The sequence below is a fragment of the Vibrio marinisediminis genome (assembly GCF_014050145.1).
Lineage (GTDB): Bacteria > Pseudomonadota > Gammaproteobacteria > Enterobacterales > Vibrionaceae > Vibrio > Vibrio marinisediminis.
Genome location: NZ_JACFYF010000001.1, coordinates 724,061 through 750,175 on the forward strand (window position 1 = coordinate 724,061; position 26,115 = coordinate 750,175).

General features: G+C 44.6%; 22 protein-coding genes and 1 pseudogene. 6 read left to right on the forward strand and 17 right to left on the reverse strand.

Annotated elements, in window-relative coordinates; translation table 11 throughout:
- Genes H2O73_RS03330 through H2O73_RS03340 form a run of 3 tightly spaced genes read right to left on the reverse strand, consistent with a single transcriptional unit; the run spans position 1 to position 2,883 of the window.
- Positions 1-600, reverse strand: coding sequence for an arsenate reductase (azurin) small subunit (locus H2O73_RS03330; RefSeq protein WP_182106490.1), 600 nt, complete (start codon positions 598-600; stop codon positions 1-3).
- Positions 597-1,832 (reverse strand): cytochrome-c peroxidase, encoded by a 1,236-nt coding sequence (locus H2O73_RS03335; protein WP_182106493.1) that lies wholly within the window; start codon positions 1,830-1,832, stop codon positions 597-599. The genes H2O73_RS03330 and H2O73_RS03335 overlap by 4 nt, the downstream gene beginning before the upstream one ends.
- 10 nt (positions 1,833-1,842) lie before the next feature.
- Complete coding sequence (locus tag H2O73_RS03340) at positions 1,843-2,883, reverse strand: cytochrome-c peroxidase (protein ID WP_246335842.1); 1,041 nt, start codon at positions 2,881-2,883, stop codon at positions 1,843-1,845.
- Positions 2,884-3,339: 456 nt separating this feature from the next.
- Here H2O73_RS03340 and H2O73_RS03345 point away from each other — a divergent pair, with 456 nt between their 5' ends.
- From H2O73_RS03345 to H2O73_RS03355, 3 genes are all read left to right on the forward strand, one after another.
- Positions 3,340-5,667 (forward strand): HEAT repeat domain-containing protein, encoded by a 2,328-nt coding sequence (locus H2O73_RS03345; RefSeq protein ID WP_182106497.1) that lies wholly within the window; start codon positions 3,340-3,342, stop codon positions 5,665-5,667.
- Positions 5,668-5,761: 94 nt separating this feature from the next.
- The gene (locus tag H2O73_RS03350) at positions 5,762-8,275 is read left to right on the forward strand and encodes a PAS domain S-box protein (RefSeq protein ID WP_182106499.1); all 2,514 of its coding nucleotides are present in this window, start codon (positions 5,762-5,764) and stop codon (positions 8,273-8,275) included.
- Positions 8,272-9,603: a sigma-54-dependent transcriptional regulator gene (locus tag H2O73_RS03355; protein WP_182106501.1), complete on the forward strand. Its 1,332-nt coding sequence runs from the start codon at positions 8,272-8,274 to the stop codon at positions 9,601-9,603. The genes H2O73_RS03350 and H2O73_RS03355 overlap by 4 nt, the downstream gene beginning before the upstream one ends.
- A 16-nt stretch (positions 9,604-9,619) precedes the next feature.
- Here the strand turns inward: H2O73_RS03355 and arfB are convergent, their stop codons facing one another.
- The 3 genes and pseudogenes from arfB to H2O73_RS03370 form a co-directional block, all read right to left on the reverse strand.
- Complete coding sequence (gene arfB / locus H2O73_RS03360) at positions 9,620-10,033, reverse strand: alternative ribosome rescue aminoacyl-tRNA hydrolase ArfB (protein ID WP_182106503.1); 414 nt, start codon at positions 10,031-10,033, stop codon at positions 9,620-9,622.
- 71 nt (positions 10,034-10,104) lie between these two features.
- Positions 10,105-11,403: an alpha/beta fold hydrolase gene (locus H2O73_RS03365; RefSeq protein WP_182106505.1), complete on the reverse strand. Its 1,299-nt coding sequence runs from the start codon at positions 11,401-11,403 to the stop codon at positions 10,105-10,107.
- A gap of 53 nt (positions 11,404-11,456) precedes the next feature.
- Positions 11,457-11,741 (reverse strand): annotated as a pseudogene (locus tag H2O73_RS03370) (helix-turn-helix domain-containing protein); the annotation flags it as partial.
- Between the two features lie 145 nt (positions 11,742-11,886).
- Here H2O73_RS03370 and H2O73_RS03375 point away from each other — a divergent pair.
- The gene (locus H2O73_RS03375; protein WP_182106507.1) at positions 11,887-12,651 is read left to right on the forward strand and encodes a ferredoxin--NADP reductase; all 765 of its coding nucleotides are present in this window, start codon (positions 11,887-11,889) and stop codon (positions 12,649-12,651) included.
- Positions 12,652-12,659: 8 nt separating this feature from the next.
- On the opposite strand, the gene H2O73_RS03380 is transcribed toward H2O73_RS03375, so the two are convergent.
- The gene (locus H2O73_RS03380) at positions 12,660-12,995 is read right to left on the reverse strand and encodes a hypothetical protein (protein WP_182106509.1); all 336 of its coding nucleotides are present in this window, start codon (positions 12,993-12,995) and stop codon (positions 12,660-12,662) included.
- Between the two features lie 210 nt (positions 12,996-13,205).
- Between H2O73_RS03380 and H2O73_RS03385 the strand changes: the two genes are divergently transcribed.
- Complete coding sequence (locus tag H2O73_RS03385; protein ID WP_182106946.1) at positions 13,206-13,562, forward strand: acyl-CoA synthetase; 357 nt, start codon at positions 13,206-13,208, stop codon at positions 13,560-13,562.
- A gap of 55 nt (positions 13,563-13,617) precedes the next feature.
- On the opposite strand, the gene nagB is transcribed toward H2O73_RS03385, so the two are convergent.
- On the reverse strand, positions 13,618-14,418 hold the full coding sequence (gene nagB / locus H2O73_RS03390; RefSeq protein ID WP_182106511.1) for a glucosamine-6-phosphate deaminase: 801 nt from the start codon (positions 14,416-14,418) through the stop codon (positions 13,618-13,620).
- Positions 14,419-14,829: 411 nt separating this feature from the next.
- On the opposite strand from nagB, the gene H2O73_RS03395 reads away from it, so the two are divergent.
- Positions 14,830-16,014: a tetratricopeptide repeat protein gene (locus H2O73_RS03395; protein ID WP_182106513.1), complete on the forward strand. Its 1,185-nt coding sequence runs from the start codon at positions 14,830-14,832 to the stop codon at positions 16,012-16,014.
- Positions 16,015-16,083: 69 nt separating this feature from the next.
- Here H2O73_RS03395 and sstT read toward each other — a convergent pair whose 3' ends face one another.
- The 9 genes from sstT to H2O73_RS03440 all read right to left on the reverse strand — a co-directional run bounded on the left by sstT (position 16,084) and on the right by H2O73_RS03440 (position 26,110).
- Complete coding sequence (gene sstT / locus H2O73_RS03400) at positions 16,084-17,307, reverse strand: serine/threonine transporter SstT (protein ID WP_182106515.1); 1,224 nt, start codon at positions 17,305-17,307, stop codon at positions 16,084-16,086.
- 224 nt (positions 17,308-17,531) lie between these two features.
- Positions 17,532-18,587, reverse strand: a complete 1,056-nt coding sequence (rsgA, locus tag H2O73_RS03405; protein WP_182106517.1) for a ribosome small subunit-dependent GTPase A — start codon at positions 18,585-18,587, stop codon at positions 17,532-17,534.
- Positions 18,588-18,812: 225 nt separating this feature from the next.
- Positions 18,813-19,256 carry a copper chaperone PCu(A)C gene (locus tag H2O73_RS03410; protein ID WP_182106519.1) on the reverse strand — a complete coding sequence of 148 codons (444 nt, stop codon included), beginning with the start codon at positions 19,254-19,256 and terminating at the stop codon, positions 18,813-18,815.
- A 2-nt stretch (positions 19,257-19,258) separates the two neighbouring features.
- On the reverse strand, positions 19,259-19,861 hold the full coding sequence (locus H2O73_RS03415) for an SCO family protein (protein ID WP_182106521.1): 603 nt from the start codon (positions 19,859-19,861) through the stop codon (positions 19,259-19,261).
- Positions 19,858-20,280 carry a hypothetical protein gene (locus H2O73_RS03420; RefSeq protein WP_182106523.1) on the reverse strand — a complete coding sequence of 141 codons (423 nt, stop codon included), beginning with the start codon at positions 20,278-20,280 and terminating at the stop codon, positions 19,858-19,860. Before H2O73_RS03420 ends, H2O73_RS03415 begins: the two co-directional genes overlap by 4 nt.
- A gap of 240 nt (positions 20,281-20,520) precedes the next feature.
- Positions 20,521-21,075: a GNAT family N-acetyltransferase gene (locus tag H2O73_RS03425; RefSeq protein WP_182106525.1), complete on the reverse strand. Its 555-nt coding sequence runs from the start codon at positions 21,073-21,075 to the stop codon at positions 20,521-20,523.
- A 14-nt stretch (positions 21,076-21,089) separates the two neighbouring features.
- On the reverse strand, positions 21,090-21,734 hold the full coding sequence (locus H2O73_RS03430; protein WP_182106527.1) for a DUF2057 family protein: 645 nt from the start codon (positions 21,732-21,734) through the stop codon (positions 21,090-21,092).
- 322 nt (positions 21,735-22,056) lie between these two features.
- Positions 22,057-24,174 carry a type I secretion system permease/ATPase gene (locus tag H2O73_RS03435; protein ID WP_182106529.1) on the reverse strand — a complete coding sequence of 706 codons (2,118 nt, stop codon included), beginning with the start codon at positions 24,172-24,174 and terminating at the stop codon, positions 22,057-22,059.
- A 19-nt stretch (positions 24,175-24,193) separates the two neighbouring features.
- The gene (locus tag H2O73_RS03440) at positions 24,194-26,110 is read right to left on the reverse strand and encodes a bifunctional diguanylate cyclase/phosphodiesterase (RefSeq protein WP_182106531.1); all 1,917 of its coding nucleotides are present in this window, start codon (positions 26,108-26,110) and stop codon (positions 24,194-24,196) included.
- Positions 26,111-26,115 lie beyond the last annotated feature (5 nt).

The following is a 26,115-nucleotide window of genomic DNA, read 5'->3' on the forward strand; positions in this document are numbered from 1 at the left end:
TTACGCCTCCTGCATCGCGATAATATTGTCGGTACGACCAAACAGTAATCCCATCACACCTACGGCATAGATTTCATCGCCTTCTAGCTCTAACAAGATTTGCGGTAGGCTCTCGTACGCTTGGCCAGAGACAATGATGCCATGGCGGCGCATATCAAAAGTGGAAAGGTGGAATGGGCATTGCCCGAGCACTCGGTGTTCACCGACTACTTTGTACGCTCCATTCATAGGTCCACCTTGGTGGGTGCACATTAAAGAGAAGCCAACCACATCTTGTTTTGGTCCTAAGCCACCACCTGCGGGTACCCCCATTCTGACTAAAATACCTTGCGTGTTTGGACCGTCGTCTGGGTAGTTGAAGTAGAGTGGCTCGTTGAGTTTTAACGCACTCAGCTTGCCGAGTAGCTTACGTGGGTAGCCGACAACACGGGCTTTGGCTTCAACGGCTTGCGCCGTACCCGGGAACATGGTTATCGACATCACACTTGCTGCCCCTGCCGCTGCACCGGTATACATCAGGAACTGACGACGGGAAATCATGCACTTGTTGTGCTCTTTAGCGCTTTCTTGCTTGTTTGATTTATCTGTATTCGAGATCATTTCTTCACCTCCGCCAGCTCTTCCTCACTGAATAGTGGCTGATATTCAGGCAGGGTCGGATAATCCATTGTGATTCGCTCTCCTGAGAAAGCATCTAAGAACGCCAAAAGGTCTTGTTTCTCTTCTGCTGATAAGCCAATCGGTTTGATCAACGGGCTTTTCGTTTGCGGGAAGTCTGTGGTGCGACCATCGGCGGCAATACCACCTCGGTCATAGAAATCGACCACATCTGCCAGCGTTGCGAGCGTACCGTTGTGCATATATGGCGCGGTGTACTTGGTGTAACGAATGCTTGGTGTGCGGAATTTCCCTTTCATTGACTTTAATTTTCCACGGAAGTAAACACCGGGATCGGCTTTGGTTTCGCGATACATTTTTTCAGTTGAGCCTTTGGCGTAAAGCTCATAGCGGAAGGTGATTTGTGCCATTGGGTCATTTTCCCATCGCTTGTTGGTTGGCACACCCACGTTATAGTTTTTCTGATCTGAAGCGAGAGCCCCATTGTGACAAGCGATACAGCTGGCTTTGCCTTCAAACAGTTGCTTACCACGTAACTGCTGTTTGGTTAGCGCCGATTTGTCCCCCAGTAAGTACTGGTCGAGTGGTGTATCGGTTTGCACTAAAGTACGCTCAAAGGCTGCAATGGCTTTCCACGCATTACTCACTTTCGGGTAGTTGTCGCCAAACACATTGTTAAAGCGCTCGACATAATCAGGCACAAGAGCAAGGCGAGCTTCCATTAGGTCATCTTCACCATTACCAGCGACGCCACCTTTGGCTGCACTCTTCGCTTGCCCTTCTAAAGATTTGGAAGAGCCAGCCCAGAACAACTTTTGATAGTAAGCAGAGTTAATAATGGTTTGGCTGTTTCGCCAGTGCACCGTACCGGGATAACCTAAGGACAAGTCCGCAGGGAAGTCCCAGCCTAGCGCAGGGTTGTGACAAGCAGAGCAAGGTGTCGAGGTGTCACCGCCCAAGCGACCATCAAAAAATAGCAATTTACCAAGTTCGACTTTTTCCGGCGTGGTTGGGTTATCTGCAGGTGTAGGCACTTTGCCTAGGGGCGCCAGCGATGGGTAGCTAACACCGTTCAGCTCAATACTAGCTAGACTGGCTGCGACTTGATCGGCAGTTAATGTCTGTTTCTCGTCTTGTTGAGCACATGCAGGCAAGGTGGTGAGAGTCGTTGCCATCGCTGCAATTGCAGACAAGGTGATTGTTTTAAATTTCATCTCGTCCTCCTTAATTCTTCGCATTGCGCCAATCAGGGATCAGCTGGTAGTTGTAATCACTCTCTAACCAAACATGCTTCTCACTGGTGAGTGGATCGCTGGATAGGGACTCAAGGAAGGCAACGAGTTGTGCTTGCTCTTTCGCGGTGAGATTAAGCGGCTGAAGGCGGGTGTCTTTATTGCTGTCCTCGCCACCCCCTAGGTTGTAGAACGCCACTACCTCTTCCAATGTTGCAATCATACCGTTGTGCATATACGGCGCGGTTTGCTTAAGCTCGCGCAGAGTTGGCGTCATAAACTTTCCTTTATCGCTACCGTCTGCTTTGTGGGTTTGAACATGAGCACCAACATCGCGTTTGAGGTTCATGTAGTTTTCATTGCCCATAAACATGTTGAAGGCAATAAAGGTTTGATGACGCATTGGGTCGAGGAAAATATCTAAGTTTTCAGGTACACCGGTATTGTAGGGCTGACCATCACTGAAAAGAGGACCGTTATGACAAGATGCACAACCAGCTTTGCCTTTAAATAGCTTGAAACCTTGTTTCGCATCGGCAGAAAGCTGCTGCTTATCAAAAGGAGTTTGGTTCGAAGTGAGGGTTTTGAGGTACTCAGGAATAGCTTTACGCACGCTACCATTGGAAGGTTCGCCATAGCCCGCCTCTTTAAACATCTTCACGTAAGTCGGATCTTGTTTTAAACGCTCTTGCATTAAGCGCATATCCATATTCATCAACCAATCTTCGGTGATGTTTTCACGTGTAACGTCATTGAGGTTGGTGCCGATACGTCCATCATGGAACCACACTTTTTTATAAACCGTGTTGATTAGGGTTGGTACGTTTCGAAACCCTTTGCTTCCGGTATAAGCAGGTCCTAGCTCGTCAGGGTGAGCAAAGCCATTTTTGGGTTGGTGGCACGAGGCACAGGAAAGTGCGGTATTGCCCGACAAGCGGGTATCGAAGAATAGGCGTTTTCCCAGTTCTGCTTTGGCAGTATCCACTTTTAGCTCAGGTAGTGGTCCAAACGTCGCATCTTCCGCTTGGCTCATGGCACTAAAAGTGAAACCGACTGTTGCAGCAAGGATTAGCATCTTTTTCATTATTATGCTCCTTAGCTTCCAGCTAGTTCTGCGTTTGTTCATCTATTCAATCAATTACGCAGTCGTTTTTATCTTTTGTTAACAGTGCACAAACCATTCCAAGTTAAATTTTAAATTTTTATTCTTTATATTCAGTTGGTTACGTTTAAGTTTGAGCGAGATCTCAAGCGGAAAATTGAACGAATCGTTCAATTAAATTGGTGAGGGATTAACGATTCGTTTAATTCCCCCGTTGATTGAGTGAGTCAGGAGAGTGTTTTGTCATTAAGGTGTTGATATGTATCGGATTATTGTTTTTGTTTAGTTAGGCATGGAAACTGCTTAATTGCTAAAAGAAGATAGAGAGTATTGAAATACGAACATGCCGACGGTCCTCGCTTATGTATCTAAAGCGGAGGAGACAAGATGATTCGGCTCAATGGGGAACTATGTATGCACAATGACACGATCAACAAAGCATCAACTTCAAATATGATCATTCAACAAAGTAAGCAGCTACTCATTGAACAGTTAGAACAAGGTGATGAAGCCATGCGTTGTTACAGCGCTAAGGCGATTGCGAAAAGTGGCGTGATAGAAGCTGAATCCGCATTGAATCAATGCCTTTACCATGAAGATCCTGATGTGGTTGTTGATGCTTCTGAAGCCCTAGCGGCATTGAAGCGAGGTGATTTTAAAAGTTTGTCTGATGTTGCTCAATATCATCCTGAGGGTGATGCAAGGCTAGCGGCTTTGAATGCCCTCGCTTGCGCGTTACATCAACCTGAGGTAGAGCCTCTTTTTCTGGCATTGGCGCAAGGCAGGGATGAAAGTGATGCTTGGGGTATCAGTAGTGATTGGGATGATTGGTGGGACATCCAGTTGTTTGTAATCAAAACGCTGGTGGAAGACCCCAAGCTAGAGTATGTCGAGGTTTTCCTCTCTGTTTTAGAACAAGATCCTGAACCGGAGCTAGAGGCATTGTTATATCGTGGAATAGCGATACTTGACCCTGACTGGGTCATTGACCGTTTGTCTCAAGTTAGGGGGGAAGCCAACCGTCTCGCTCGACGTAAGCTATTAAAAGGATTGCAAGCGAGCCAAGCTGAGGTCGCGACCGTCTTCTTGTTTAAACACTTAGCCGACGAAGATGTATTGTGCCGACGTTATGCAATAGAAAGCTTGGGCACGAGAAACGCGCACCAGTATTTTTGGGATATTGCCAAACGGCTACAAGATAGCGAGCCGAGCGTACAGCAAGCCGCTATTGCGGTGCTGGAACAATTAGCGAGTGCTGGTGAAGTAGATAAGCCAAGGCTATTGAGCTATTTAGCCACTTGCCCGACTTCAGCAAAGGCAAGGTTAACTCAATTACTCGATTCACAGTCACTTAGTCGTGAGGAGGTTAAAACGCTCCTTGCCGCAATCACTGAGTCAGAGCCGGAAGCCTTACTTGCTGCACTTCTACTCATTAAAGCAACACCGATAGGTGAGCCAGAGCACATGCGAGTTGGTGAGTTGGTTCATGCGGCATTGGCAAATACAGATCTTGCCCCTCATCATCAGATACGCTTAATTCGGGCGATTGAATATTTTGATGGATTAGTAGTACCGCTATTTACTCTGCTTGAGCAGCGTATTTCTGAGATTGATCATAAATCTCAGCAGCCTCGATTCGACACGAGTATACGCCAAGCGTGTTTTGATGTGATTAGCCACAGCGAACAACCAGCCTGCCAACATTTACTGCGCACCACCTTGTTTGGTCTAAATGCCTACCCAGATACAATAGAAGTTGAGCAAGTACCAGTAGAAGAAGAACCTCAAGAAGTAAATGAGATGCTGGAGTTGCTTGAACAGCACCAAGTACCAGAGCAATTGGAAGTGGAAAAACCGATGTTGTCGACGGTTGAGGCGATCACTCAGTCGAACCTATCCGCTATGCTTGGCGTGAATACAGAGCAAGATGATCAACAGACAACCATAGTGGAAATGGTGAATGAGTTAGACGCTGAATTTGATCAATTTGCTGAGGTAGTTAAAGCCAATTTTGACAGTGCAGATAACTTGAATATGAACCGCCGTAAGATCGCGACGTTACCAGAGTTTGACAATAAAGTGCTGGCGATTAGAGCATTAGGGCAATCAACTCACCCTCAAGCGGATCAGTGGTTGATAGAGGCGTTACTTGATGCCAACGAACAGGAGTTGAGTGAGATCTTTAGTGCGCTGACATTGCAGAAAAAACGCGATCCGAAGCAGTCCCACGTAGACAGCGCCATCGGGCGGGCGGGGCGAACATTAGTCGAAGGAGACACAGTGACACAGCAAAGTGCGTTGCACTATTTGTCTGAGATTTCGCCAACAAAAGCAGTGCCAATGGCAATTGAAGCCCTGAGCAGCCCGAGTGAACATATTCGTCTAAATGGCTTGTTTACCATAGCAGCGCATATACCAAAGTTAACTCAGCAATTAAAGCCGCTGGTACGACAAGCGGTGGATAAATCCCTTCATGACTCAGCTTCTGGGGTTCGAAAACAAGCGTTGAAAATGGCGTGTATTTTGAGAGAGGAAAAGGAAAGTATTTCTGATTTGATTGAATTAGTTCTGGATGACGACGAGTGCCACCCTATCGCTTACCCGCTATTTGAACCGATGAAATTAGCAGTGCTTGAAGCGATTAATCTTCGTTTTAATCAGTTAACGGAATCTCAAAAACCGAATGCAATTAAGCTGATTGGTGGGGTGTTGTAGCGCTCAAAATTGGGTCGCCAACAAGACTAATGTCGCTTTTTTCCTTACCCTTATTACTGACCTGGTTAAGGGATAAGCTAGGAAATATGTCGTCATGAGAAGTACAACTGAGTTACCTAGAAAGAAGGCGCTACTGTTAGAGTGGGCTCTGTGGGCGATACCAGCCTACTTAGCCTTAGGTGTGTGGATGAATTTGCACTACTTGCTCAGTGTGGATAACGACAAGCAGTACGCTTTGCACAATGAGAGGGTCATCGTCGACTTAATTGAAGAAGTGCTAGGGGAGACCCTAGTTCGGATGTCGGCGGATGCGAAAAACTTAGCTTACGTTACCAGCAATATCGTCTCTCAACCGCAGAACCCATACCACAATCTTAAAGCTTACTTTGTTCAACTCAGCACGAATAATCATAGTTATGATCAAATCCGGTTTATAGACACACAAGGCGCTGAGCGTTTAAGAGTCAACAATCGCAATGGTGTGGTCAGTGTTGTTCCTCAAGATAAATTGCAAAACAAAGCGCATCGATACTATTGGCAACATTCTAATAGGCTAACGGAAGGTCATGTTTATATTTCACCGTTGGATCTCAATGTTGAAGGCGGCGAAATTCAGCAGCCAATAAACCCCACCATACGTGTAGGAACGCCAGTTTTTGATGCTATCGGTAATCGAGTTGGGGTAATTTTGCTTAATTACAAAGGCAACCAGCTTATTAATAAGTTGCTCACCGTTGCTCCGAGCTTTACCAACCATATCTATCTCTATAACCCGCAAGGTATTGCTGTTATTCATCCTTCTGATGCGGGGGGGAGTAACTTTGCAATTAGCCCTGATCGTGGTATTCCAAACAATGTGCTTAATGACATAAAAACCAGCGATGAGGGACAGCATCTGATCGGGCAAAGTTACTATACCTTTGCCAAAATTAAAGCGCCCAATAATGGTAATTGGACCATCGTCTCCGCCTTTCCTCTTGAGCGTTTTAACTTATCTCGGCAAGCCTTTCATCATGAATATACCTTATTGTATGGCTTGCTGTTTGCCATGCTGACTTTTGCGTCGGTGGTGTTTGCTCGCTACCGTGTGCAAACCCGTGAGTTACGCCATCAACAACGTTATGAGCAGCAATTTCGCCATACCTTAGAAAATATTCAATTAGCCGCGGTGAGCATTAACCAGCAAGGTAACATTACCTTTTGTAATGATTTCTTTTTGAATATGGTCGGCTATCAAGCGGAGGAAGTGATTGGACAAGCTTGGGTAGAGTGTTTTATACCGAAAGAGTTGCACCAACAAGCCCAAGAGGCATTACACGAGGCGATCAGGCAGCAGACACATCAGCCTCATAGTGAAAGTGTTGTGATGAGCAAAACCGGTGAGATTCATTTGGTCTCATGGACATCCACATTTACCCAGTCGAACGATCAAGCAGTTGCGCTCACTTTAATTGGTGAAGACATTACCGAACAAAAAATGGCTCAAGATCAATTACAACGGTTAAGCCACGCGGTTGAGAGTAGCCAGAATTCGGTAATGATTACCGATTTAGATGGACAAATTGTGTATGTGAATCCGGTATTTTGTGAGTTGACGGGTTATAACCGAGAGGATGTGCTGGGGAAAACACCGCGTTTTTTACAATCGGGTGAAACCAAGCAGCAAGATTACGACCAGCTTTGGCAAACCATACAAAAAGGCGAAGAGTGGCGAGGTGAGTTCCACAATCGTAAGAAATCGGGTGAGTTATTTTGGGAGCGAGCACGAATATCACCCGTAAAAGACATCGAAGGGCGCTCTTTGTATTACGTGGCCGTTAAGCAAGACATCAGTGAAGAGAAGCGTTTAGCACAAGAAGTCGACAAGCAAACTCGCGAGCGGATCCATCATGAGAAGCTTGCTGCGGTGGGGAAAGTTGTCAATATGATTGCTCATGATCTGCGCAACCCTCTAAGCTCTATCAAAATGGTTTTACAATTGCAGTCACGCAGCAACCCAAGTGAGATGTTTGATATTTCATTGGAGCAAGTGCGGTATATGGAAGCGATTTTGGAGGAGTTATTAGCCTATTCTCGCCCTGATCAACTCTCGCCAGAGTGGATTGATCTTAACAAGTTGCTTGAGACACTCATTGCCGGGCAACAAAAACTGGCTAAGCAGTCTGAGGTTCGCATGGAGTTGCATTTACAACCTCATTTACCGACTGTCTATGCCGATGCCACTAAGCTCCGCCAAGCATTACAGAATATTTTGCTGAACGCGATGCAAGCGGCGAAAAGTAGTTCGCAACCGGTGGTGAAAATTTCGTCTAATATCATGATCACAGAATCAGAGACGCAACTGCTTATCAATATAGAAAATAATGGACAATCGATAGACCCATGCATGGCTGAAAAAGTGTTTGAACCATTTTTTACGACGAAAGCAAAAGGAACAGGGCTAGGTCTTGCGATTGCGAAGCGAAACATTGACGCTCACCAAGGATATATCAAACTTATTCCTCAGGTTGAGGGTACCTTGGCGACGATTAGAATTCCTACCTCTTCGGTTGGTTTAACTATCTCGCCAGATAAAACAATGACAGAAACAGGAAGTCTTTCTCTATGAGTAAGTTGTTAATTGTCGACGATGACGCAGGGATCAGCCGTACGCTCCAACTTCATTATCAGTCGCAGGAATTTGAAGTATCAACGGCCAATTGCGTTGATGCCGGAGTAGAGATAGCACACACATTTCAACCTGACGTCATCGTGCTTGATATACGCATGGAAGGTAAGTCGGGCATTGAAGGTATTGTTGATTTCAAAGCGGTCTCGCCTCAATCACGCATCATTATGATCACCGCTTATCACGATATGGACAGTACGATTAGTGCCATGCAAGAGGGCGCTGATGAGTATATCCATAAGCCAATAGATATCGATGAGTTAGACCAAGCAATTGAGAAAGCGCTGCAATACCATGCTTCGACGCATCAAGATGTGGTGGCTATTCCGGATAGCTTTGGTCGGTCGATGGTAGGCTCTTCGCATGCGATGAAAGAGATATACAAAACCATTGGTCGTATCGCGTTGACCAATGCTTCAGTGATGATCACTGGGGAGTCGGGTACGGGCAAAGAGATGGTGGCACGCGCCATTCATAATGCTGGACGCCGAGAAGGCTCGCCTTTTGTCGCGATTAACTGCGCCGCATTGGTGGAGAACTTGCTTGAATCAGAGATGTTTGGGCATAAAAAAGGTGCGTTTACCGGAGCCATCGCTGATCAGCAAGGAAAGTTTGAGTTGGCGTGCCAAGGTACATTGTTTTTAGACGAAGTTGGTGAATTATCACCACAAATACAAGCGAAATTACTGCGAGTACTACAAGAAAAAGAATTCACACCGCTGGGTGGGAAACGCTCGATTAAAACGTCAGCACGCATTATTTCAGCCACCAATATTGAGTTTGAACAAGCACTAGAGGATAAGACATTTCGTGAGGATCTGTTTTATCGACTGCAAGTGGTTAAGATTCACATTCCTCCTCTCAGAGAACGCCAAGAGGACTTAGAAGCACTGATTCCTGCTTTGCTGGCAAGAGCGAACAAAGAGCTTGGTACTCATGTTTCGAAAGTGGCAATGGATGCGATGGAATTGCTCTGCGCTTACCCTTGGCCGGGCAATGTCCGTGAGCTGGAAAATACGTTAACTAAAGCTGTCGCACTGTGCCCTGGTGATATATTAACGTCCGATTTATTTGACGATTTACGCGTTGATCGAAATGACTCGATAAGTTTGGAACCACAGACAGACCTGAGTTTACAAGATATGGAATATCGCCATGTTTTGCAGATACTAGAGTCGGTTGGCGGTCACAAAGGTAAGGCTTGTGAAGTGTTGAAGATCAGCCGTCCCCGTTTACAACGTATCTTAGAAAGTGGCGTCGCCCATTAACGGTAATTATTCTGACTTAATCGCGAATACGACCTCGAAGGGATTTGGTTTGGCTCTTTATCCCTTTGGCTTTTAATCGGCGTTCTTTGGAACCTCGAGTTGGACGAGTTTCTCTACGTGCTTTTTGTACTACCATTGCTGCGCGAATCATTTCGGCTAAGCGATTGAGTGCATCTTCTCTGTTCTGCTCTTGAGTGCGGAATTGCTGCGCTTTGATGGTAATCACTCCCTCTTTGGAGATACGTGAGTCGCTACGCGCCATTAAGCGTTCTTTGTAAATGTCAGGAAGTGTCGAATGCGGAATACTAAATTGTAGGTGGATGGCACTCGAGACTTTATTGACGTTTTGCCCACCCGCCCCTTGCGCGCGGATTGCCGTCAATTGAATTTCCCAGTCATTAAGAGAGACATTGTTTGAGATTATAAGCATAACAGTTTGAATCTTTCGGTGAGAGTTAGCAGCCACGGAGTGTGGCTGCTAGTGAGTTTACATCATTGCGACTAGATAAGGGTAGCGGAGGTTTGATTGCCCATCGCGATCAGCCTATCGAGAACACGTTCACCATCGGCTCGTAGCCCATTGTGCTCATACTCGTTGGTGATCCATGCTTTGGCGTTCGGAATGATGGCTAGCGTTTCACGGCTATAGTCCATTTCGACAAACATATCATCCGCATAAACTGCGCAGCTTACAGGGACTTTGTTGTGTGACAGTTGAATCGCATCATATAAGCTGTTCCAATCGGTTTTACTCGCCAACATTTCAGCCGCTTGTTGCAATGGCTGCAGGTTTTTGTATTGCTCAAACATCCAAGGGAAAACCATTTCGCCTGTAAAAAGAAATGGCTGACCTTTCTGATAATTAAACTCAGGGTACTGGCTACGCACTCGGTGAGCACTCCAATTGGATGCAAAGCCTTGGCAGTAAATAGACTCATGTAAGATGGCATAGATAGGATTGGTTTGAAAACCTTGCTCAGCCAGCATTGCATTGAGGAATTCATAACGGAGCTGTAGCTGACCATTAATCTCTACAAACGCGTTTTCCAACCAGTAGTAGATGGTTAGAAAGCTACCACTCATGCCAAAGTTAATGCCGATTTGTTGGAATTGCTCTACGGTAAAGCGTTGCCCATTTGGCAAATACTCTTCGTTATCTAATAGGTGGTCGGCAATGGCTTGGCATAAAGCCTGTGCTTTTGGAAATTGAGCAAAAAACGCGTGGTTTTTTGTTTGGGTTCGCTTAAATGTCGCGTGGTAAACGTCATCGGCATGGCGTGAAATAGAAGGTACGCCGCCAGTGATGTAGCTGCGCGATAAGCTATCTGGAAACATCGACAAGTAAGTGAGTGAGCAAAAACCGCCAAAGCTTTGTCCAAGTGTTGCCCATTTTTCTACCCCAAATTGTTCACGAATAAACTCTGCATCACGCACAATGTTATCCGCTCGAAAGTGGGTGAGGTAATTCGCTTGTTGCTCGGCTGACAAATGAGCAAGCGTTTGATGGCTGATCACCGAGCTATTGCCGGTGCCACGCTGATCGAGCAGCAGCACTCGGTATTCTTGCAGTGCACGTTTTACCCAACCGCTGTTGCCACTCGGTCTTAACGCAGGAAATCCAGGACCACCTTGAAAGAAAATAAGCCAAGGTTTTTGACTCTGTTGATCACCAACAAGGCGTACTTCACGGGCAAATATTGTTAGCTCTCCAGCACTTTCGTCGCTGTAATCAAGCGGAACAGAAAAATAGTGTGGAAGATAATGTAATCCATCATCAATGAATGCATGAGCGTGTTGCATGGTTTCATCCTAAAAAAGCGCGGTATCGACAAACGTGTACCGCCAATAATTATCTACGTACTAATGGTAGGTGATTGATTGATGTATTGATATGGAGTTTGTCCGGTTTGTTGTTTAAAAAAGGCAATAAAGGCACTGTCGCTGGAAAATTCCAGTAAGTGCGCCACATCAGCCACGCTCAACCTTAAAGAGAGCTTTTCAATCGATTTAAGTAAGCGCCATTGTTGACGCCATGCTTGGTAGGGCATGCCAGTTTCTCGGTTAAATATCCGGCTAATGGTTTTGCTACTCGCTGCCACTTGTTCACTTAATTGGTTAAGTGGCGGGGCAATTGCGTCATGTTCCAGAACGGGCGATTGTAACAAATCAGAAACCTGACAGTGACTCAGGCATGAAATAGTCTACATTTTAAGTTGTTACGTAATTGTTATTTGCTTTATAGTGGTGGTTAGATAGGTTGTCTGTTTGCAAAGGAGTACATTGATGGTTGATATTACAGGGTATCACCGAGGGTCGATTCAAAAGCGAACTGATTGGAATAACCAAGTGTTTAGCTTAAGAGTTACCGGGGCGCCTTTGCAGTTTAAAGCAGGACAGTTTACAAAACTGGCACTACTCGATGAAAACAGCAATGTTATTTCTCGTGCCTATTCTTTAGTTAATGCGCCTTTAACCACCTCAGATATGCTGGAGTTTTTAATTGTCGCCGATCCTGACGGGGCGCTAAGTCCAAAGTTGCAGCAGTTACAGGTAGGGGAAGGTATTTACGTTTCTCAAAGTGCTCATGGCGATTTAACGTTTGAAACAATTCCTAAGCAGAGTGAAACGCTATGGTTGCTGTCTACTGGGACAGGCATAGGACCATTTTTGTCACTGTTAGATGATATTAGTTTTCGACCTAGCAATGAGAAAATTGTTCTTGTCCATGGGGTGAGGCAAGAATCGGATTTGGTTTATCGTTATTTGATTGATCAGCTTATACAAGAATATCAAGGACGCTTAGTCTATCAACCGGTTGTTTCACGTGAGAATGTCGAGGGTATGCTGCATGGGCGTATTACAGATCTGATTCATAGTGGTCAACTGATGGATCAATGTGAAGCTCAGTTTTCCGCTGAGAGCAGCTTTGTGATGCTCTGTGGTAATCCAAATATGATCAAAGAGACAACGCACTTGCTGCTTGATGCTGGGCTCTCCAAACATCGAAGTGCCCAACCCGGTAATATTATATTTGAAAGGTATTGGTAGCCTAAGTCTTATTGATCATAGGGCACTTGGTCTAGCGCCCAAAATTCAAGTGTATGCACCACATCACCACAGCGACCTTTGAGGATTTGATAGCTAGGTTTATAGCTATCGCCCAAATAGGTCGTGCGAATGAGCTCCCCTGTCTTTAGGTCAACTTGCGATACAACTCTGCCCTTAAAGTTTTGAAATAGTGCAAATTGGTCACTTTGATAGACTTTCTGTCCTCGATAAAACAAAAAAGTATCCCTTGTGTCCAAAAGCTGGCATTTCAATGGCAAAGAATCGGGGCCTGTTGAACTTGGTGATATTGTTAGAAGTAACACTGAAAAAATTAAACTATTCATTACCAACTCCCATACGTGAGTCACGCTGATATTAAGTATAGGAGCCATATTCCAACTAGGAATAAACTTATTTGGTTGAAAACGGGTTGATGGAGTTAAAAATGGTCCGTTCGATTTCCATTCAATGAGAATTCCCCTAGTTGTTCAGCTCGTGGTTGTGAATATTTACACGTTACTCTGTGGGAACAAAAACAATGGAGTGACGTGAAGATGAATTTAATCGTCAATGTGCAAAAAGGGGTCCGTAAAGTGGGCTTTGAGATGGCGACGCGACAAGCTTGGAAGTGCGGTGTAAAAGCTAATTTAGTTAATCGAGTGATAGGTGTGGCTAAAGGGCAAGTCGTTTGTGTTGTTGAAGGCGTTCGAGCGGAGCTTTCGACACCTTTGAATAACCCTCTTCATGATGATGATAAGCAAGGGCGTTACATGTTCATTGGTGGTGTGTGCTGGGAGCCGAATTCATTGCTAGCTCCGGGATTCCCTGAGTTTATGTTTATGCATATGCGTAATTTAGGACACAAGCATAAATACATGACGGATGATGAGCTATTTTTCAACTTAGCTTAAAAATTGAATATAAAAAAGGAGGCGATCGCCTCCTTTTTCAATACGGTAGTTCTAATTAGAAACCGATAATGTTCTGCGCTTCAAGCTCAGTAAAGTATTTTACTGTTTTTACTTTCAACTCTTGAGTTGATGGCTCGTCACACACGATAACAGCTTTAGGGTGAAGTTGAAGTGCTGAAACCGTCCACAGGTGGTTTACGCTACCTTCAACTGCCGCTTCAAGTGCGAGTGCTTTGTTGTGACCTGTTACTAGGATCATCACTTCTTCTGAATCTAGTAGAGTACCCACACCAATCGTTAGAGCGTATTTAGGTACTTGGTTGATGTCGCCATCGAAGAAACGAGAGTTTGCGATACGAGTATCTTCAGTCAGTGTCTTAATACGCGTACGTGAAGAAAGAGAAGATGCAGGCTCATTGAAAGCAATGTGACCATCGTTACCTACGCCACCCATAAATAGGTTGATTCGACCGTAAGACTTGATTTTGTCTTCGTAGCGTTGACATTCCGCTTCGTGCTCAGGAGCATTACCGTCCAGTAGGTTGATATTTTCTTCTTGAATATCAATGTGATTAAAGAAGTTGTTGTACATAAATGAACGGTATGATTCTGGGTGATCAGCAGGGATGCCAATGTATTCATCCATGTTAAACGTTACAACATGCTTAAAGCTCACTTCGCCAGCTTTGTGCATTTCAATCAGCGCGTTGTATGTAGCAAGTGGCGTACCACCAGTAGGTAGACCAAGCACAAATGGGCGCTCTGCAGTTGGTTTAAAATCGTTAATGCGTTTAACGATGTGTGCTGCTGCCCATTTACCTACTTGTGCTGCTTGTTGAAGCGGGATAAGTCTCATTTTTTGCCCCTGATAATTAGAATTCGATATGCCGTACACATTATTTCGCATTATAAAATAAGTGATTTAGTTGTTCTATTGTTTTCGGTCAATTTTTGTTGTTTCTTTTAAAAATGAGCCTGTTTATCAAAAGGTATACGTTTGCTTGTTGTTTTTGTGTAACGAAAAGTTTAACTGTGGTATTGATTTTTTACTAGGCGAACTATCAATAGCCATGGCATTAATGACAAAAAGTTAAGAGGCAATCCCCCAGAAAAAGGGTATCTATGTCGCTAATTATTGGGAGTTGTCATATCCTAGAGGCACCTGATGGCATTTGACTGTTTTTAGGTGTAATCGCTCAAATATTTCTTCAATCAGCCGATATTTGGATAAGTAACTTAGGTTCAACACGACGTGTGAAGTTAAATAATGACTATAATGGGAATCGCCATTGGTGCGACCGGACTACTTCTACTGCTGCTCTTTGTTTGGATGTTGGCTATTTCGATGCGCCAGAAGCGTATCGAAAATGAACGACGTCAAAGAGTGCATATCTATCGTAAGGCGATGGAACGTAACCGAAAACAAGAGCAAGAAGAGCGTGTTCAAAAGGCTGAAGCAGGTGACATCACCATGATCCTTTACCTCGCGAAAGAGGAAGAGCGAACCAACCTGCGTAAAGCTTCTTATTGGTATCACAAAGCCGCTAATCTCGATAATGTCACCGGAATGTATGGCATAGTGCGTATCAGCGAACGAATGAAAGATGACATGGTACTGCGTGAGCAGGCTAAATTTTGGCGTACGGCTATTTCTGCGGTTGAGGGAAATTTACAAGCTAAATATGAGACGGCGGAAGCACTCTTTTTTGGTCGAGGAGTAGAGCAAAATATTGAGAAAGCCTACCGTTTCATGGAAGAATCGGCAAAGATGCAGTATGTACCTGCGATGCTATTTTTAGGCGATTGGTTCATAAGCCACAATAACCCTGAACCGTCGCCGAGCACGTCGTTTGAGTGGTATAAACAAGCGACAAAACATAAAAGTAACGAAGGTCGGATGAAGCTAGGCATGAGTTACATTAACGGTATTGGTGTCGCAGTTGATTTTTATCATGGTTGTTACTGGCTCGAAAGAGCGGGTGAGAAAGGGTATACCCCGGCAATGCTGAAAGCCGGTGAGGTTTGGCTTGAGTCAGGCGGGCAAGGTAAGTTTATTGCTTATATTTGGTTTTTTCTGGCTGGGCAGTTGGGAAATGAAGAAGCTCGCATGCTGCGAGATAAAGTCTCGCTTACGATTAGCGTTGATACTGTCGTGGGTATGCAAGCTTTAGCAAAGCCGATGCTTAAACGTATCCGAGAAAATAAAGTGGGCAAGCATGCCCTGATTAAAGCACTAAATAGTCTATATAAACGTGAATTGGATTATCTATCGTATGACTTTCAACCCAGTAACCTTAAGTTAGATGCGGCGAAAAATGATTCGTTGAATGAAGAAACAGTGGAAGAATTACTGAATGAGAGCGAACTTGATATTGCCGCGGAAGAGGTAAATGAAAGTAAGTCCAAAAATCTAGACTTTACTGTTTCACAAATGGATCAATCTCATCGATAACTTTGTTAAAAAGAAAGGCTGCCTAAAATGGCAGCCTTTTTTACGTCTTATTTTGTAGCCTGCTTCATTTTACTGAGGTCGGTTCTGCTTTTGTTTTTGCTTACAAACCGCAGCAGTAAAGATAACATCTGTTGAGCTGTTCAATGCGGTTTCAGCCGAGTCTTGAACCACACCAATAATGAAACCAACAGCAACCACTTGCATTGCAATCTCGTTAGGGATGCCAAATAGCCCACAAGCTAGTGGGATAAGTAATAGCGAACCACCCGCAACACCCGATGCGCCACAAGCAGAAACAGCGGCAACAATACTCAGTAGCACAGCCGTCAGTAGATCGACCTCAATACCCATGGTATGAACAGCGGCAAGTGTTAGTACGGTAATGGTGATTGCAGCACCAGCCATGTTGATGGTTGCCCCTAGCGGAATCGAAACAGAGTACGTATCTTCATCTAACTTTAGCTTCTCGCATAGCGCCATGTTGACTGGAATGTTTGCAGCACTTGAACGAGTAAAGAATGCTGTGACGCCGCTTTCTCGTAAGCATTGAAATACCAATGGATACGGGTTCTCACGCGTTTTTACAAATACGATCAGTGGGTTGACGAAGAGTGCGATGATCGCCATAGCGCCTAGCAGTACAAACAATAGATGTAGATAACCCGCTAATGCAGAGAAACCGGTGGTTGCTAAGGTTGAAGCTACCAGACCAAAAATGCCAAATGGAGCCAAGCGGATGATAAAGCGCACGATTTGAGAGATGCCATGGCTTAAATCTTCAAAGAGCGCTTTGGTTGATGCCGATGCATGGTGCAAAGCTAAGCCAAGGGCAACGGCCCAGGCGAGAATACCAATATAGTTGGCATTCTTAAGTGCATTAATTGGGTTATCAACCAACTGGAAAAGTAAGGTATTGAGTACTTCAGCAATGCCTTGTGGAGGGGTTGCCCCTTCAGCACCTGATACCAGAGTTAAAGTGGTTGGGAAAAGGAAACTCATGGTCACTGCGGTCAAAGCCGCTGTAAAGGTACCAAATAGATACAATACGACGATTGGTCGCATGTATGTGTGTTGGTTTTTCTTTTGGTTGGCAATTGATGCTGCAACTAGGATGAAAACTAAAATTGGAGCGACAGCTTTTAGTGCGCCTACAAATAGAGCACCAAGCAATCCAACGCTTTCCGCCTGTTGTGGGGCAATCATTGATAGCGCGATACCTAAGATAATACCGGCTAAGATTTGTAGTACTAGGTTGCCCCGTGCAAGCCGAGCTAGAAAAGAGTTATGAAGCATAATAAATCCTGCATTTTGCTAATATTCTTATTGGAGTTTCTTCTACGAAATGACGTAAGGGGAGTAATACTATCCTTCTGAGATATTGTGTCTAGGAGTAATTAAAGAATAGAGGTTAATATTATAGTTATCATAAATAGCTATATATAATTTTGATTAATAGCGGTATTTTATAGATAAAAAAAGGGGCAAATGCCCCTTGTTGAGTATGCAATTAAGCCGTTTTAATAGCCTTTTTTTCTCGTACGGCTTTCGCTTTGTCCTGATCGGCAATGCTTGGCAAACTGTTTGTCTTTGGCTCTTCTCTCGGCGAGTGAGGCGCTATTCCACTCTTGCTCTCGCATTAACTTCAGATAGTTGTTCACCCGTCTTTCGTCTATATCACCTTTATCTAACGCTTGAACAACCGCACAACCGGGTTCGTTTTCATGCTTACAATCACTAAAGCGACATTGGTTTACTAAATTTTGCACATCACTGAATGTCTGCTCAACACCTTCCGCGCAATCGTGAATTTGCAGTTCTCGCATTCCAGGGGTGTCGATTAAAACACCACCAGATTGAAGAGGGTGTAGTGAACGGCTAGTGGTTGTATGGCGTCCTTTGCTATCGTCTTCGCGGATACCACCTGTGATTTGAGTGTAATCACCAAGAAGGGTGTTGACCAAGGTTGATTTGCCAACGCCAGAAGAACCCATAAAAGCCACGGTTTTGCCTTGTTTGCACCAACTGAGCAAATGCTGACATTGCTCAGCGTCGAGCGCGTTAAGCGTTTCTATGAATAACATAGCGTCAAGCGCTTGGACTTGGGCTCGCTTCTCTTCAGTGTCAGTACAAAGGTCAGCTTTGGTTAAAATGATCACTGGCTCTACGTCGGCGTCATAAGCTATCGATAGGTAACGCTCGATTCGATTAAGATTAAAATCGTCATTCAATGAACAGACAATAAACAGGGTGCTGACGTTCGCGGCAATAAGCTGTTCAGCCACCTTGCTCCCCGCTGCTTTTCGACTAAACAGAGATTGTCTATCTAGCAAACGCAGAAACTGACCTTGTTCATTAAGGACTAACCAGTCACCAACTGTCATATCTGGCAAGTCTTTGTGCATGGAGAGTGTCAATTCACCTGATTCAGATAGCAAAGTGTAACCACTGCGGTGATGTTCACTAATACGAGCTATTTGGTGATGTTCAAGGTCATCGAGAGTGAGCTGTTGATGGAATAGGTTATTCCAACCAAGTTGAGTTAGCGTAGTGGTAGAGCTGGCATTTGAATTCATTTAAATCCCAAAGCGTGTATTTAGTATGGCGATTCTTGTTTTTCGGTCAATATGACCTCAGTAACCCGCATCTGCTGGTGGTTAAAAGTATAGATTAGCGCTTGTTAACCGCCATCAGATGATTCGTCGCTATAATCATATAGTAAAGCCATTTTTAATGATTTCGCCTAGCGAGCATAACAAAAGAGGAGGGCATTCGCCCTCCTCTTTCTCACATGATAATAATCAGTGGTGGTGCTTCATTCCGCTCATGACTTTTTTGATAGGGGCTTGGAATGTCTGCGTTTCACCATTGGCAAAAGTCACTTCAACTTCTATTTCCTCGCCTTCAACTAGCGGTTTAGCCAGCTCAAACAACATAATATGCAGGCTACCTGGCTTCAGAGAAATGTGGCTTTGCGCTGGTAACTCAATCTTTTCGATTTGACGCATTTTCATCACTTCGCCTTGCATAATGACATCGTGTAATTCGACCTTTCCAGCTGCTGGAGTTGAGGCTGAGACGATTGCTCGATCGTTGTCACTATGGTTCATTATATCGACAAAAACGGCGCTAGTGGCTGCGTTGGGTGGTGTTGCTCTTGCGTAAGGGTTTTGCAACATCATGTCCGCTGCATTTGCGAGAGGGCTTAAAAGTAGCGTAGCCAAGAGTAAAGGCTTCAATTTCATAGTCATTCCTTTGGATTCGTTTCTTGGAGTTGTTTAATTGCTGCCACAATTGGGGCAGGATTAAGAGTGTGTGGCACTTTAGTAATTAACTGCCCATCTGGCTGCAGAAAATAAAAATAGGAATTATGGTCAATCGTGTATTTGAGCTGAGAATCTTTAAGTTCTGTTTTTTTGAATACCACCCCATAGCGCTCTGCGATAGGTTGCGTGACAGCTAAAGGTGCAGATAAGCCTTCGATGGTTGAATGGAAGTATTGCGCGTACTGGTGCGCTTTGTCGGCATCGTCACGTTCTGGATCCAATGTGATGAAGACTGGTCGAATGGATGCGAGGCTTTTTTCATCCAGTTCCTTTAACGCCGCAGACAGCATTGCAAGCGAGGTAGGACAAACGTCGGGGCAATGAGTAAACCCGAAATAGGCAATACGTACACGTTGATCGTTTAGATCATAGAGGTCAACAACTTGATTATTTTCGCCAGCAAACGTTGCGACTGTCTGCGCTTCAACTGCTGGCGTCTTCTCTGCTGAACTTTCGAGGAACAGTTTTAAACCGTAGCCTAACGTGAATGCAACTACTAGAATTAATGACCAATTCTTGCTCATCTTGCCATCCTTATCGCGACATCAATTGACTGTTTTCCATTGCTGAGTTTTCCTACCCAGGTCATGGCTTCCATCGTACATGCGGGTAATAGGACATCGCCTTGGTATTGACCATTACTGATTTGATCAATGGCAAAGCGCGCGGTACCCATCTCCATTTCGTATCCTTCCAATGTGAGGTGAAGTGAATCTGCCTCTGAATGTGGCCACTCGACGCTAACTTGAATAGGTAATAATGGTTGGGCTGTATCTCGATTGAGTGTGACTAAAACCCCTTCTTTTTCGCATGCTTTTGTTGAGAGTTGGCAATGCTCGGCAATTGAAGGTTTTGAAGAGTTTAACCATGACATTACATCGTCAGCGAAAAATCCCGCAACGAGCGCGATGATGACAAAGAAAGCTTTGATAGATGTAGACATAAAATGCAAACAACAATTTAAAGAAACAGCATGTTATCACAATCATAACAATGGGTTTGTTCGTGATAACAAATCTGTGTTGAGCATCATGCTAGTCACAACTGAAACGAGACAACAAGAGTACTAATTTGCAGTGATAACAATTAAGTGGGGCGTTGGGTATGTGAGGAAAACGTTGAGTTTGCGTACGGGCAGCGAATGGATCGTACCCGTTTGAAACAACCAGTGCATTGATGCTCTTTAACTTTGATCGCTTCGGTGGATGGCGTAGATGGCGTGATCGAGAATGTGCTCTCCAACTTTTTCACTATTGGATATGACCCCTTCAAGTATCATCCCTGAACGCTCAGCAACCGCTCGGCTTGACCAATTATCGACAGCAGCGGAAAGCTCTACTTTCTCCAACTGATACTTGGTAAAGGCTAAGTCGATTAGCTTTCTAACGATTCGGGTCATAATGCCTTTTCCAGTGTGCTCCTGCGACAGCCAGTAGCCAATTTTCACCCGCTTCAGATCATGGTTTATATCGTTGAGGCTGCAGTTACCGACGATCTTGTTTTGATAGATAATGGCACAGGTGAGGGATTTCCCTTCGGCATAGTCTTCAAGAGAACGCTGAATAAACAGCCGAAAATCTTGTTCGGATTGACAATATGGTGGCCAGGTTAACCATTGCGAGAGGTAATCTAATTGAGTGTAAACTAATTCACTATATTCACGCGCAAAAGACTCTTCTAGCAATGCTAACTCTATCTCATCGTCAACGTGAAGTGTAAATAGATTCTCTGCCACCATACTGTTTCTCTTCCCTATTGTTGATTGACGTATTGCTTAAATTTATTGCGTGTCTCTTGATCCGCTTTTTGGTACCAAAAATGAAGCATTTCTTCGGCTGTGCTACTGTCAACTTTCGCATCTGTAACTGCGCTCGTGGCGGTCATTTGCATTGTTGCAGTGGCGACGGTTGTGCTTGTAAGAGCCGCAACGCCATTGGTACGGTTGTACTCTTCAGATTCGATTATATAGTTACGGCCCAGTTGTAAGCCATCACGATGAAGAGCATCTTGAGCGATCTCAATCGATTGCCCTTGTTGGTTAACTAACTTAACTTGCCAATCACCAATGTGTTTTTCTGCGTCTCTTTCGTTACGAAACTCAGGCAATTCAAAAGTAAGGTCTTGGTTTTCTGCAGTGAATTTAGCGATCACCGCTTGGCTTTCAACAATCACACGGTCGCTGCCTTTGGAGAAATAAGGCAGATAGCGAACCACTATTTGATTCTCGCCGTCTTCTAATGTGAGGGTTTTGTCTGAACTAAATAACCCGCCCTCTAGCGCCGGCTTTTCTGCGTTAACAGCAAGTAGCTGAACATTATCTGGAATTTCGATATTTACTTCAGCGTGCGCTGCACCAATAAAACAGAGCCCAGCGAAGAGTGTTGTAATAGTTTTCATTAATAGTCCTTATAAAGCAGCAAATGTTGCTAGGTAGACAAGTTAGAAGGTTAAATACGAATGTCTGTCTGCCTAGTAAGTAAAATTCCATCGAAACGTCATCGTTGAATGCAGTTAGATGAGCGGAATCTACTCTTGTTAAAATGACGAGGTTCATTTTAGACACAAAAAGCTAACTTGCTTTGACAACAGGTCGAAATAGTGGGGAATGTCACGTATGAATAGAGCAAAGTTTTAAGCGGGTATCGATGAAATTAAAAACGACCCTTTGTTGGGTCGTTTGTATATTACTGTTAGCAATGATTGTGCTTTGATTGATAAGTTAAGTGTTAACGGCTCTTACTTTACCTTTCATCAAATTGTTCAATACCTCAGCTTTTGGTCCATCGGCAATAATGGTGCCTTTTTCCATCACAATAACGCGATCAACCACATCAAGCATGGAAGTTTTATGAGTAATGAGAATAAGCGTTTCGTTCTTTTTCAGCTGTGCTAATTGCTGCTTAATGTGCATTTCAGAACGGTTATCCATTGAACTGGTTGGCTCATCCATCAATAGCACCGGAGGGCGTCCAAGAATGGCACGAGCAATAGAAACCGCTTGGCGTTGTCCACCTGACAGTAGTTGCCCACCTTCTCCGACTTGTCGCTCTAGACCTGCAGGGTCTTGTTGGGTAAAGACGGTCACCCCTGCGCGGTTGGCTGCATCCATCACGTCGCGGTCATCGGCTAGCGGGCGACCAAGGGTAATATTGTCACGAATTGAGCCGTAAAAAAGATGATAATCTTGAGGTACACAGCCGATGTTACGTCGTATATCAATATGATGCAGTTGATCGATGTCGGTATCATCAATACGCACATGACCTTCGGTTGGTCGATACAAGCCTAATATCAAGCGTTCTAGGGTCGTTTTTCCTGAACCTATTCGTCCGATGATCGCGACTTTTTCACCTGGGTTAACCGTAAGGCTTAAATTACGAATCGATGCGATGGGAGAATCAGGGTAATGAAAAGTGACATTATCCAATTCAATTTTGCCATGAACAATAGGGCGATGAATGTAGCGTTTACCTTCTTCTTGTTCATCAGGCATTGCCATCACTTGCTCGATTATCGTCATAGAGGACTTAGCTTGGTTGTAGCGTGCCGAGAGCACCGAAAGCTGTACCATTGGACCAATCGCTCGACCACTTAACATGGTTGCGGCAATTAACCCACCCATGGTGAGGTTGCCATCTGCAATGAGATAGACACCAAAAATGATCATACCGATATTTGAAGATTGCTGAACAAACCCGGCGACATTTTGAATACTGTCGGTGATACGACGGCTTTTGATGTTCCAGTTTGCCATGTGTGCAACCGCTTCTTCCCAACGATATTGGAATTGGCTTTGTGCACCAAACAGTTTTACGGTTTCTAATCCGGCTAAGCTCTCAATTAAGTTGGCGTATTTTTGCGAGGCGAGGCGAGAGCCTTCTTCGATCGCGCGTCGTAGTGGTCCCTGAATCAACAGCGAATAGATGATAAGGATGACGACACCAGTGATAGGTACGAAGACCAAATGCCCAGCCATTAGCCAAATCAGCACGAGGAACAAGACGGCAAAAGGTAAGTCGATCAGTGAGCCGATTGTCGCTGAGGTGAAAAACTCACGAATGGACTCAAACTCTTGTAGATGACGGGCAAACGCGCCAACAGAGGGTGGTCGGGACTCCATTCGAATGCCCAACACTTTACTAAACAGCTTTGATGAGATGAGGATATCGGATTTTTTACCTGCAACATCGATAAAGTAACTGCGCATCAGCTTGAGCACTAAGTCAAACAGGAAGATGACAAAGATACCGCTTGCCAGTACCCATAGCGTTTCAAACGCAAGGTTAGGTACCACTTTGTCGTACACCAAACGAGTAAACATTGGCGCTGCAATCGCGAAGAGGTTGATCAAAATTGAGGCGATAAAAACGTCGCGATAGATATTTCTTGATTGCCATAATGTCCCCCAAAACCAGTGACCCTCTTTGGTTTTGAGTATTTCAGGGGAGCGCTCATCGTAACGGAATTGTTTTTTTACTAAGAAGTAGCGACCAGTATAGAGTTGCTGTAACTCCTCCATTGGAATGGAGATCGGCACCAAACCTGACTCGCCAGTGACGATTTCCGCTTCATTATTATCAGGGTTAATGCTGTTCAATACACACGCATCGCCCCCTTTAAGAAGGAGAACGACGGGAAGAACAAGTTTAGATATCGCAGAGAGTTCAGTTCGGTTCTCTTTGGCGACCAAACCTGCACGCTCGGCTGAACGTGGAAACAGGAATGGCGTCAGTTTACCTTCTGACAGGGGTAACCCATTAATCAGTGCTTCTGGTGAATTCGCTAGACCGTAATAACGGCTGATGTAAATTAACGAATTAAGTAGTGGGTCTTGCATACTAACTGCCTTTTGCGATCTATTTGTCGACAATGAAGCCTTGGAAGACATCGATAAAGTGTTCAGACAAAAAGTCTAACTGTGTCTGAGTTTCTACCCGAGAGGCTATGGTCTTAATACCTAAGTTGTGGGCAGTTCGAGAAATAGAAGTCAAAGTGAACTTTTGCTTCTCATCTTCTAGATGGTGCGTATAGAGATAATCGAGCTTAACGTAAGCGGGGCGGAATTCATTGAGATAGTCGAGAGACTGGAAGTTTCGACCATAGTTATCCACACCAAAATCAGCACCTGCACTACGAATAGCGTTACAAAACAGTGCGGTATGATGAGGTGAATGAACAAAACAGTTTTCGGGGATCTCAAAATGAATCCGACTAGCAACGTCTTTGTATTTACTCAGTTGCTGACTCACCCAACGAATAAAGCTTGGCTGAGAAATACTGGTTTGTGCAATATTGACGGCAATCGGCGCATCAACATCGGTCTCTTCGTGTTTCAGCTTACTGAGTACTGATGCAATCACATACTGATCGAAAATATGGCTGACGTTCAACTGCTCAAGTGCAAACAGATATTGATTGGCACTGTATCGCTTATCACCAGTTTCAATCGCACTAAACATTTCGTAGTGGTATGTATTGCCTGAGCTGCTATTTGCTGGCTGCATGCGGAAGCTGAACCAATCATTGCTGATTGCTTCTTCAACCAACAATTTCCACTGCTGTTTGCCCATCAAGGTTCGAGAGTCTTGGCTGGTGATGTAGCCGAAAGTCAAATCGAGATTCGAGCTTGCGTCAGCCAGTGCGTTATCGAGCAAGGTTAAAATGTCTGAGACAGAGCTGTTGGCTGAGTTATGTACCACACCAAGAGCCGCATTTGCTTTTGCCATTCCGGTTGGGTCAGCATCAAGATCTTGCACATAAGTGACAATGCTCTCTGATAGCAACTTCAACTCGCTTTCGTCCATATTTGGCATAATAAAGCCAAATTCATCGGAAGAAATTCGCGCAAGAATGATGCCATCTGAATTGAGTGCGACTTTAAGGTGGTCTGCAAGGTCTCGGACCATATGGTCACCCGCTTCGTAACCTTTGTCATCATAGAGATCTTTAATGAAACTCGCTTCGAGTAATGCCACACCACCGTAGCCGCCTTCGCTTAGCCAAGCGTTTAGCTGGCTCATGTAGTAAGCGCGGTTACCTAAACCCGAAACAGGGTCGATGTAGGCTCGTTCACGAAGCTGTTGTGCTTCTCTGGCTTGCGCTTTGAAAGACTCTTCCAGCTGAGCAGACATACTGTTGATACCTTCAACGACACTGATCAGATCGGTTGTTTTTGGCAGTGGTAGTGGGTTACCAAACTGGTTACGTGCGACTTGCTTCATTTTTTCTACAATCAAATTGAGAGGTTTAAGCGCGCGTTTAAGCAAGAACGAGATGGCAAAGAGACCAATTAATAACACGATGCAAAAAGCGATGACCAGATCTTCAAACGCTTTCCACAACTGGAAATAAGCGCCACCAGGATGACTGACAATTTCAACTTCAGCTAACTGCATCCAGCCACTGGTCACGACTCGGCTATCATGAATCGGCTCGAATAAATTAAGATTAACAAACCATGCTGGGACGTTGTTGGGTTTTACCGGATAGGAACGAAGAATTTCTTCTCCACTATCGAGAAAAATCAATCTCACTACGGAGTAACTACTGCCGTCAAATAGAGCATTGATAACGGATTCAACCGCGACGGTGTCTTTGTCTTGTAGGTAAGGCGCGAGGGCAAGACCAACGGTGTTGATCGTGTTGTTGACCTCCGAGCGTTGCTGTTGCTCAAGGAAGTTTCGAGTGGTGTTGAACTCGATAACAGACACTGAAATCAACAGCATCATAATGACTGCGATCATCCCTGCGACAAGTTGTTTATGTAGTGTCATATTAG

Excerpts from the sequence above, each read along its gene's own strand:
- H2O73_RS03435 (WP_182106529.1), bottom strand. The coding sequence starts at position 24,174 with ATGCAAGACCCACTACTTAATTCGTTAATTTACATCAGCCGTTATTAC.
- H2O73_RS03350 (WP_182106499.1), top strand. The coding sequence starts at position 5,762 with ATGAGAAGTACAACTGAGTTACCTAGAAAGAAGGCGCTACTGTTAGAG.
- H2O73_RS03335 (WP_182106493.1), bottom strand. The coding sequence starts at position 1,832 with ATGAAATTTAAAACAATCACCTTGTCTGCAATTGCAGCGATGGCAACG.
- H2O73_RS03340 (WP_246335842.1), bottom strand. The coding sequence starts at position 2,883 with ATGAGCCAAGCGGAAGATGCGACGTTTGGACCACTACCTGAGCTAAAA.
- H2O73_RS03430 (WP_182106527.1), bottom strand. The coding sequence starts at position 21,734 with ATGAAAACTATTACAACACTCTTCGCTGGGCTCTGTTTTATTGGTGCA.
- nagB (WP_182106511.1), bottom strand. The coding sequence starts at position 14,418 with ATGAGACTTATCCCGCTTCAACAAGCAGCACAAGTAGGTAAATGGGCA.
- H2O73_RS03375 (WP_182106507.1), top strand. The coding sequence starts at position 11,887 with ATGGTTGATATTACAGGGTATCACCGAGGGTCGATTCAAAAGCGAACT.
- rsgA (WP_182106517.1), bottom strand. The coding sequence starts at position 18,587 with ATGAATTCAAATGCCAGCTCTACCACTACGCTAACTCAACTTGGTTGG.
- H2O73_RS03440 (WP_182106531.1), bottom strand. The coding sequence starts at position 26,110 with ATGACACTACATAAACAACTTGTCGCAGGGATGATCGCAGTCATTATG.
- H2O73_RS03365 (WP_182106505.1), bottom strand. The coding sequence starts at position 11,403 with ATGCAACACGCTCATGCATTCATTGATGATGGATTACATTATCTTCCA.
- H2O73_RS03345 (WP_182106497.1), top strand. The coding sequence starts at position 3,340 with ATGATTCGGCTCAATGGGGAACTATGTATGCACAATGACACGATCAAC.
- H2O73_RS03415 (WP_182106521.1), bottom strand. The coding sequence starts at position 19,861 with ATGAGCAAGAATTGGTCATTAATTCTAGTAGTTGCATTCACGTTAGGC.
- H2O73_RS03410 (WP_182106519.1), bottom strand. The coding sequence starts at position 19,256 with ATGAAATTGAAGCCTTTACTCTTGGCTACGCTACTTTTAAGCCCTCTC.
- sstT (WP_182106515.1), bottom strand. The coding sequence starts at position 17,307 with ATGCTTCATAACTCTTTTCTAGCTCGGCTTGCACGGGGCAACCTAGTA.
- arfB (WP_182106503.1), bottom strand. The coding sequence starts at position 10,033 with ATGCTTATAATCTCAAACAATGTCTCTCTTAATGACTGGGAAATTCAA.
- H2O73_RS03330 (WP_182106490.1), bottom strand. The coding sequence starts at position 600 with ATGATCTCGAATACAGATAAATCAAACAAGCAAGAAAGCGCTAAAGAG.
- H2O73_RS03425 (WP_182106525.1), bottom strand. The coding sequence starts at position 21,075 with ATGGTGGCAGAGAATCTATTTACACTTCACGTTGACGATGAGATAGAG.
- H2O73_RS03380 (WP_182106509.1), bottom strand. The coding sequence starts at position 12,995 with ATGAATAGTTTAATTTTTTCAGTGTTACTTCTAACAATATCACCAAGT.
- H2O73_RS03355 (WP_182106501.1), top strand. The coding sequence starts at position 8,272 with ATGAGTAAGTTGTTAATTGTCGACGATGACGCAGGGATCAGCCGTACG.
- H2O73_RS03385 (WP_182106946.1), top strand. The coding sequence starts at position 13,206 with ATGAATTTAATCGTCAATGTGCAAAAAGGGGTCCGTAAAGTGGGCTTT.
- H2O73_RS03395 (WP_182106513.1), top strand. The coding sequence starts at position 14,830 with ATGACTATAATGGGAATCGCCATTGGTGCGACCGGACTACTTCTACTG.
- H2O73_RS03420 (WP_182106523.1), bottom strand. The coding sequence starts at position 20,280 with ATGTCTACATCTATCAAAGCTTTCTTTGTCATCATCGCGCTCGTTGCG.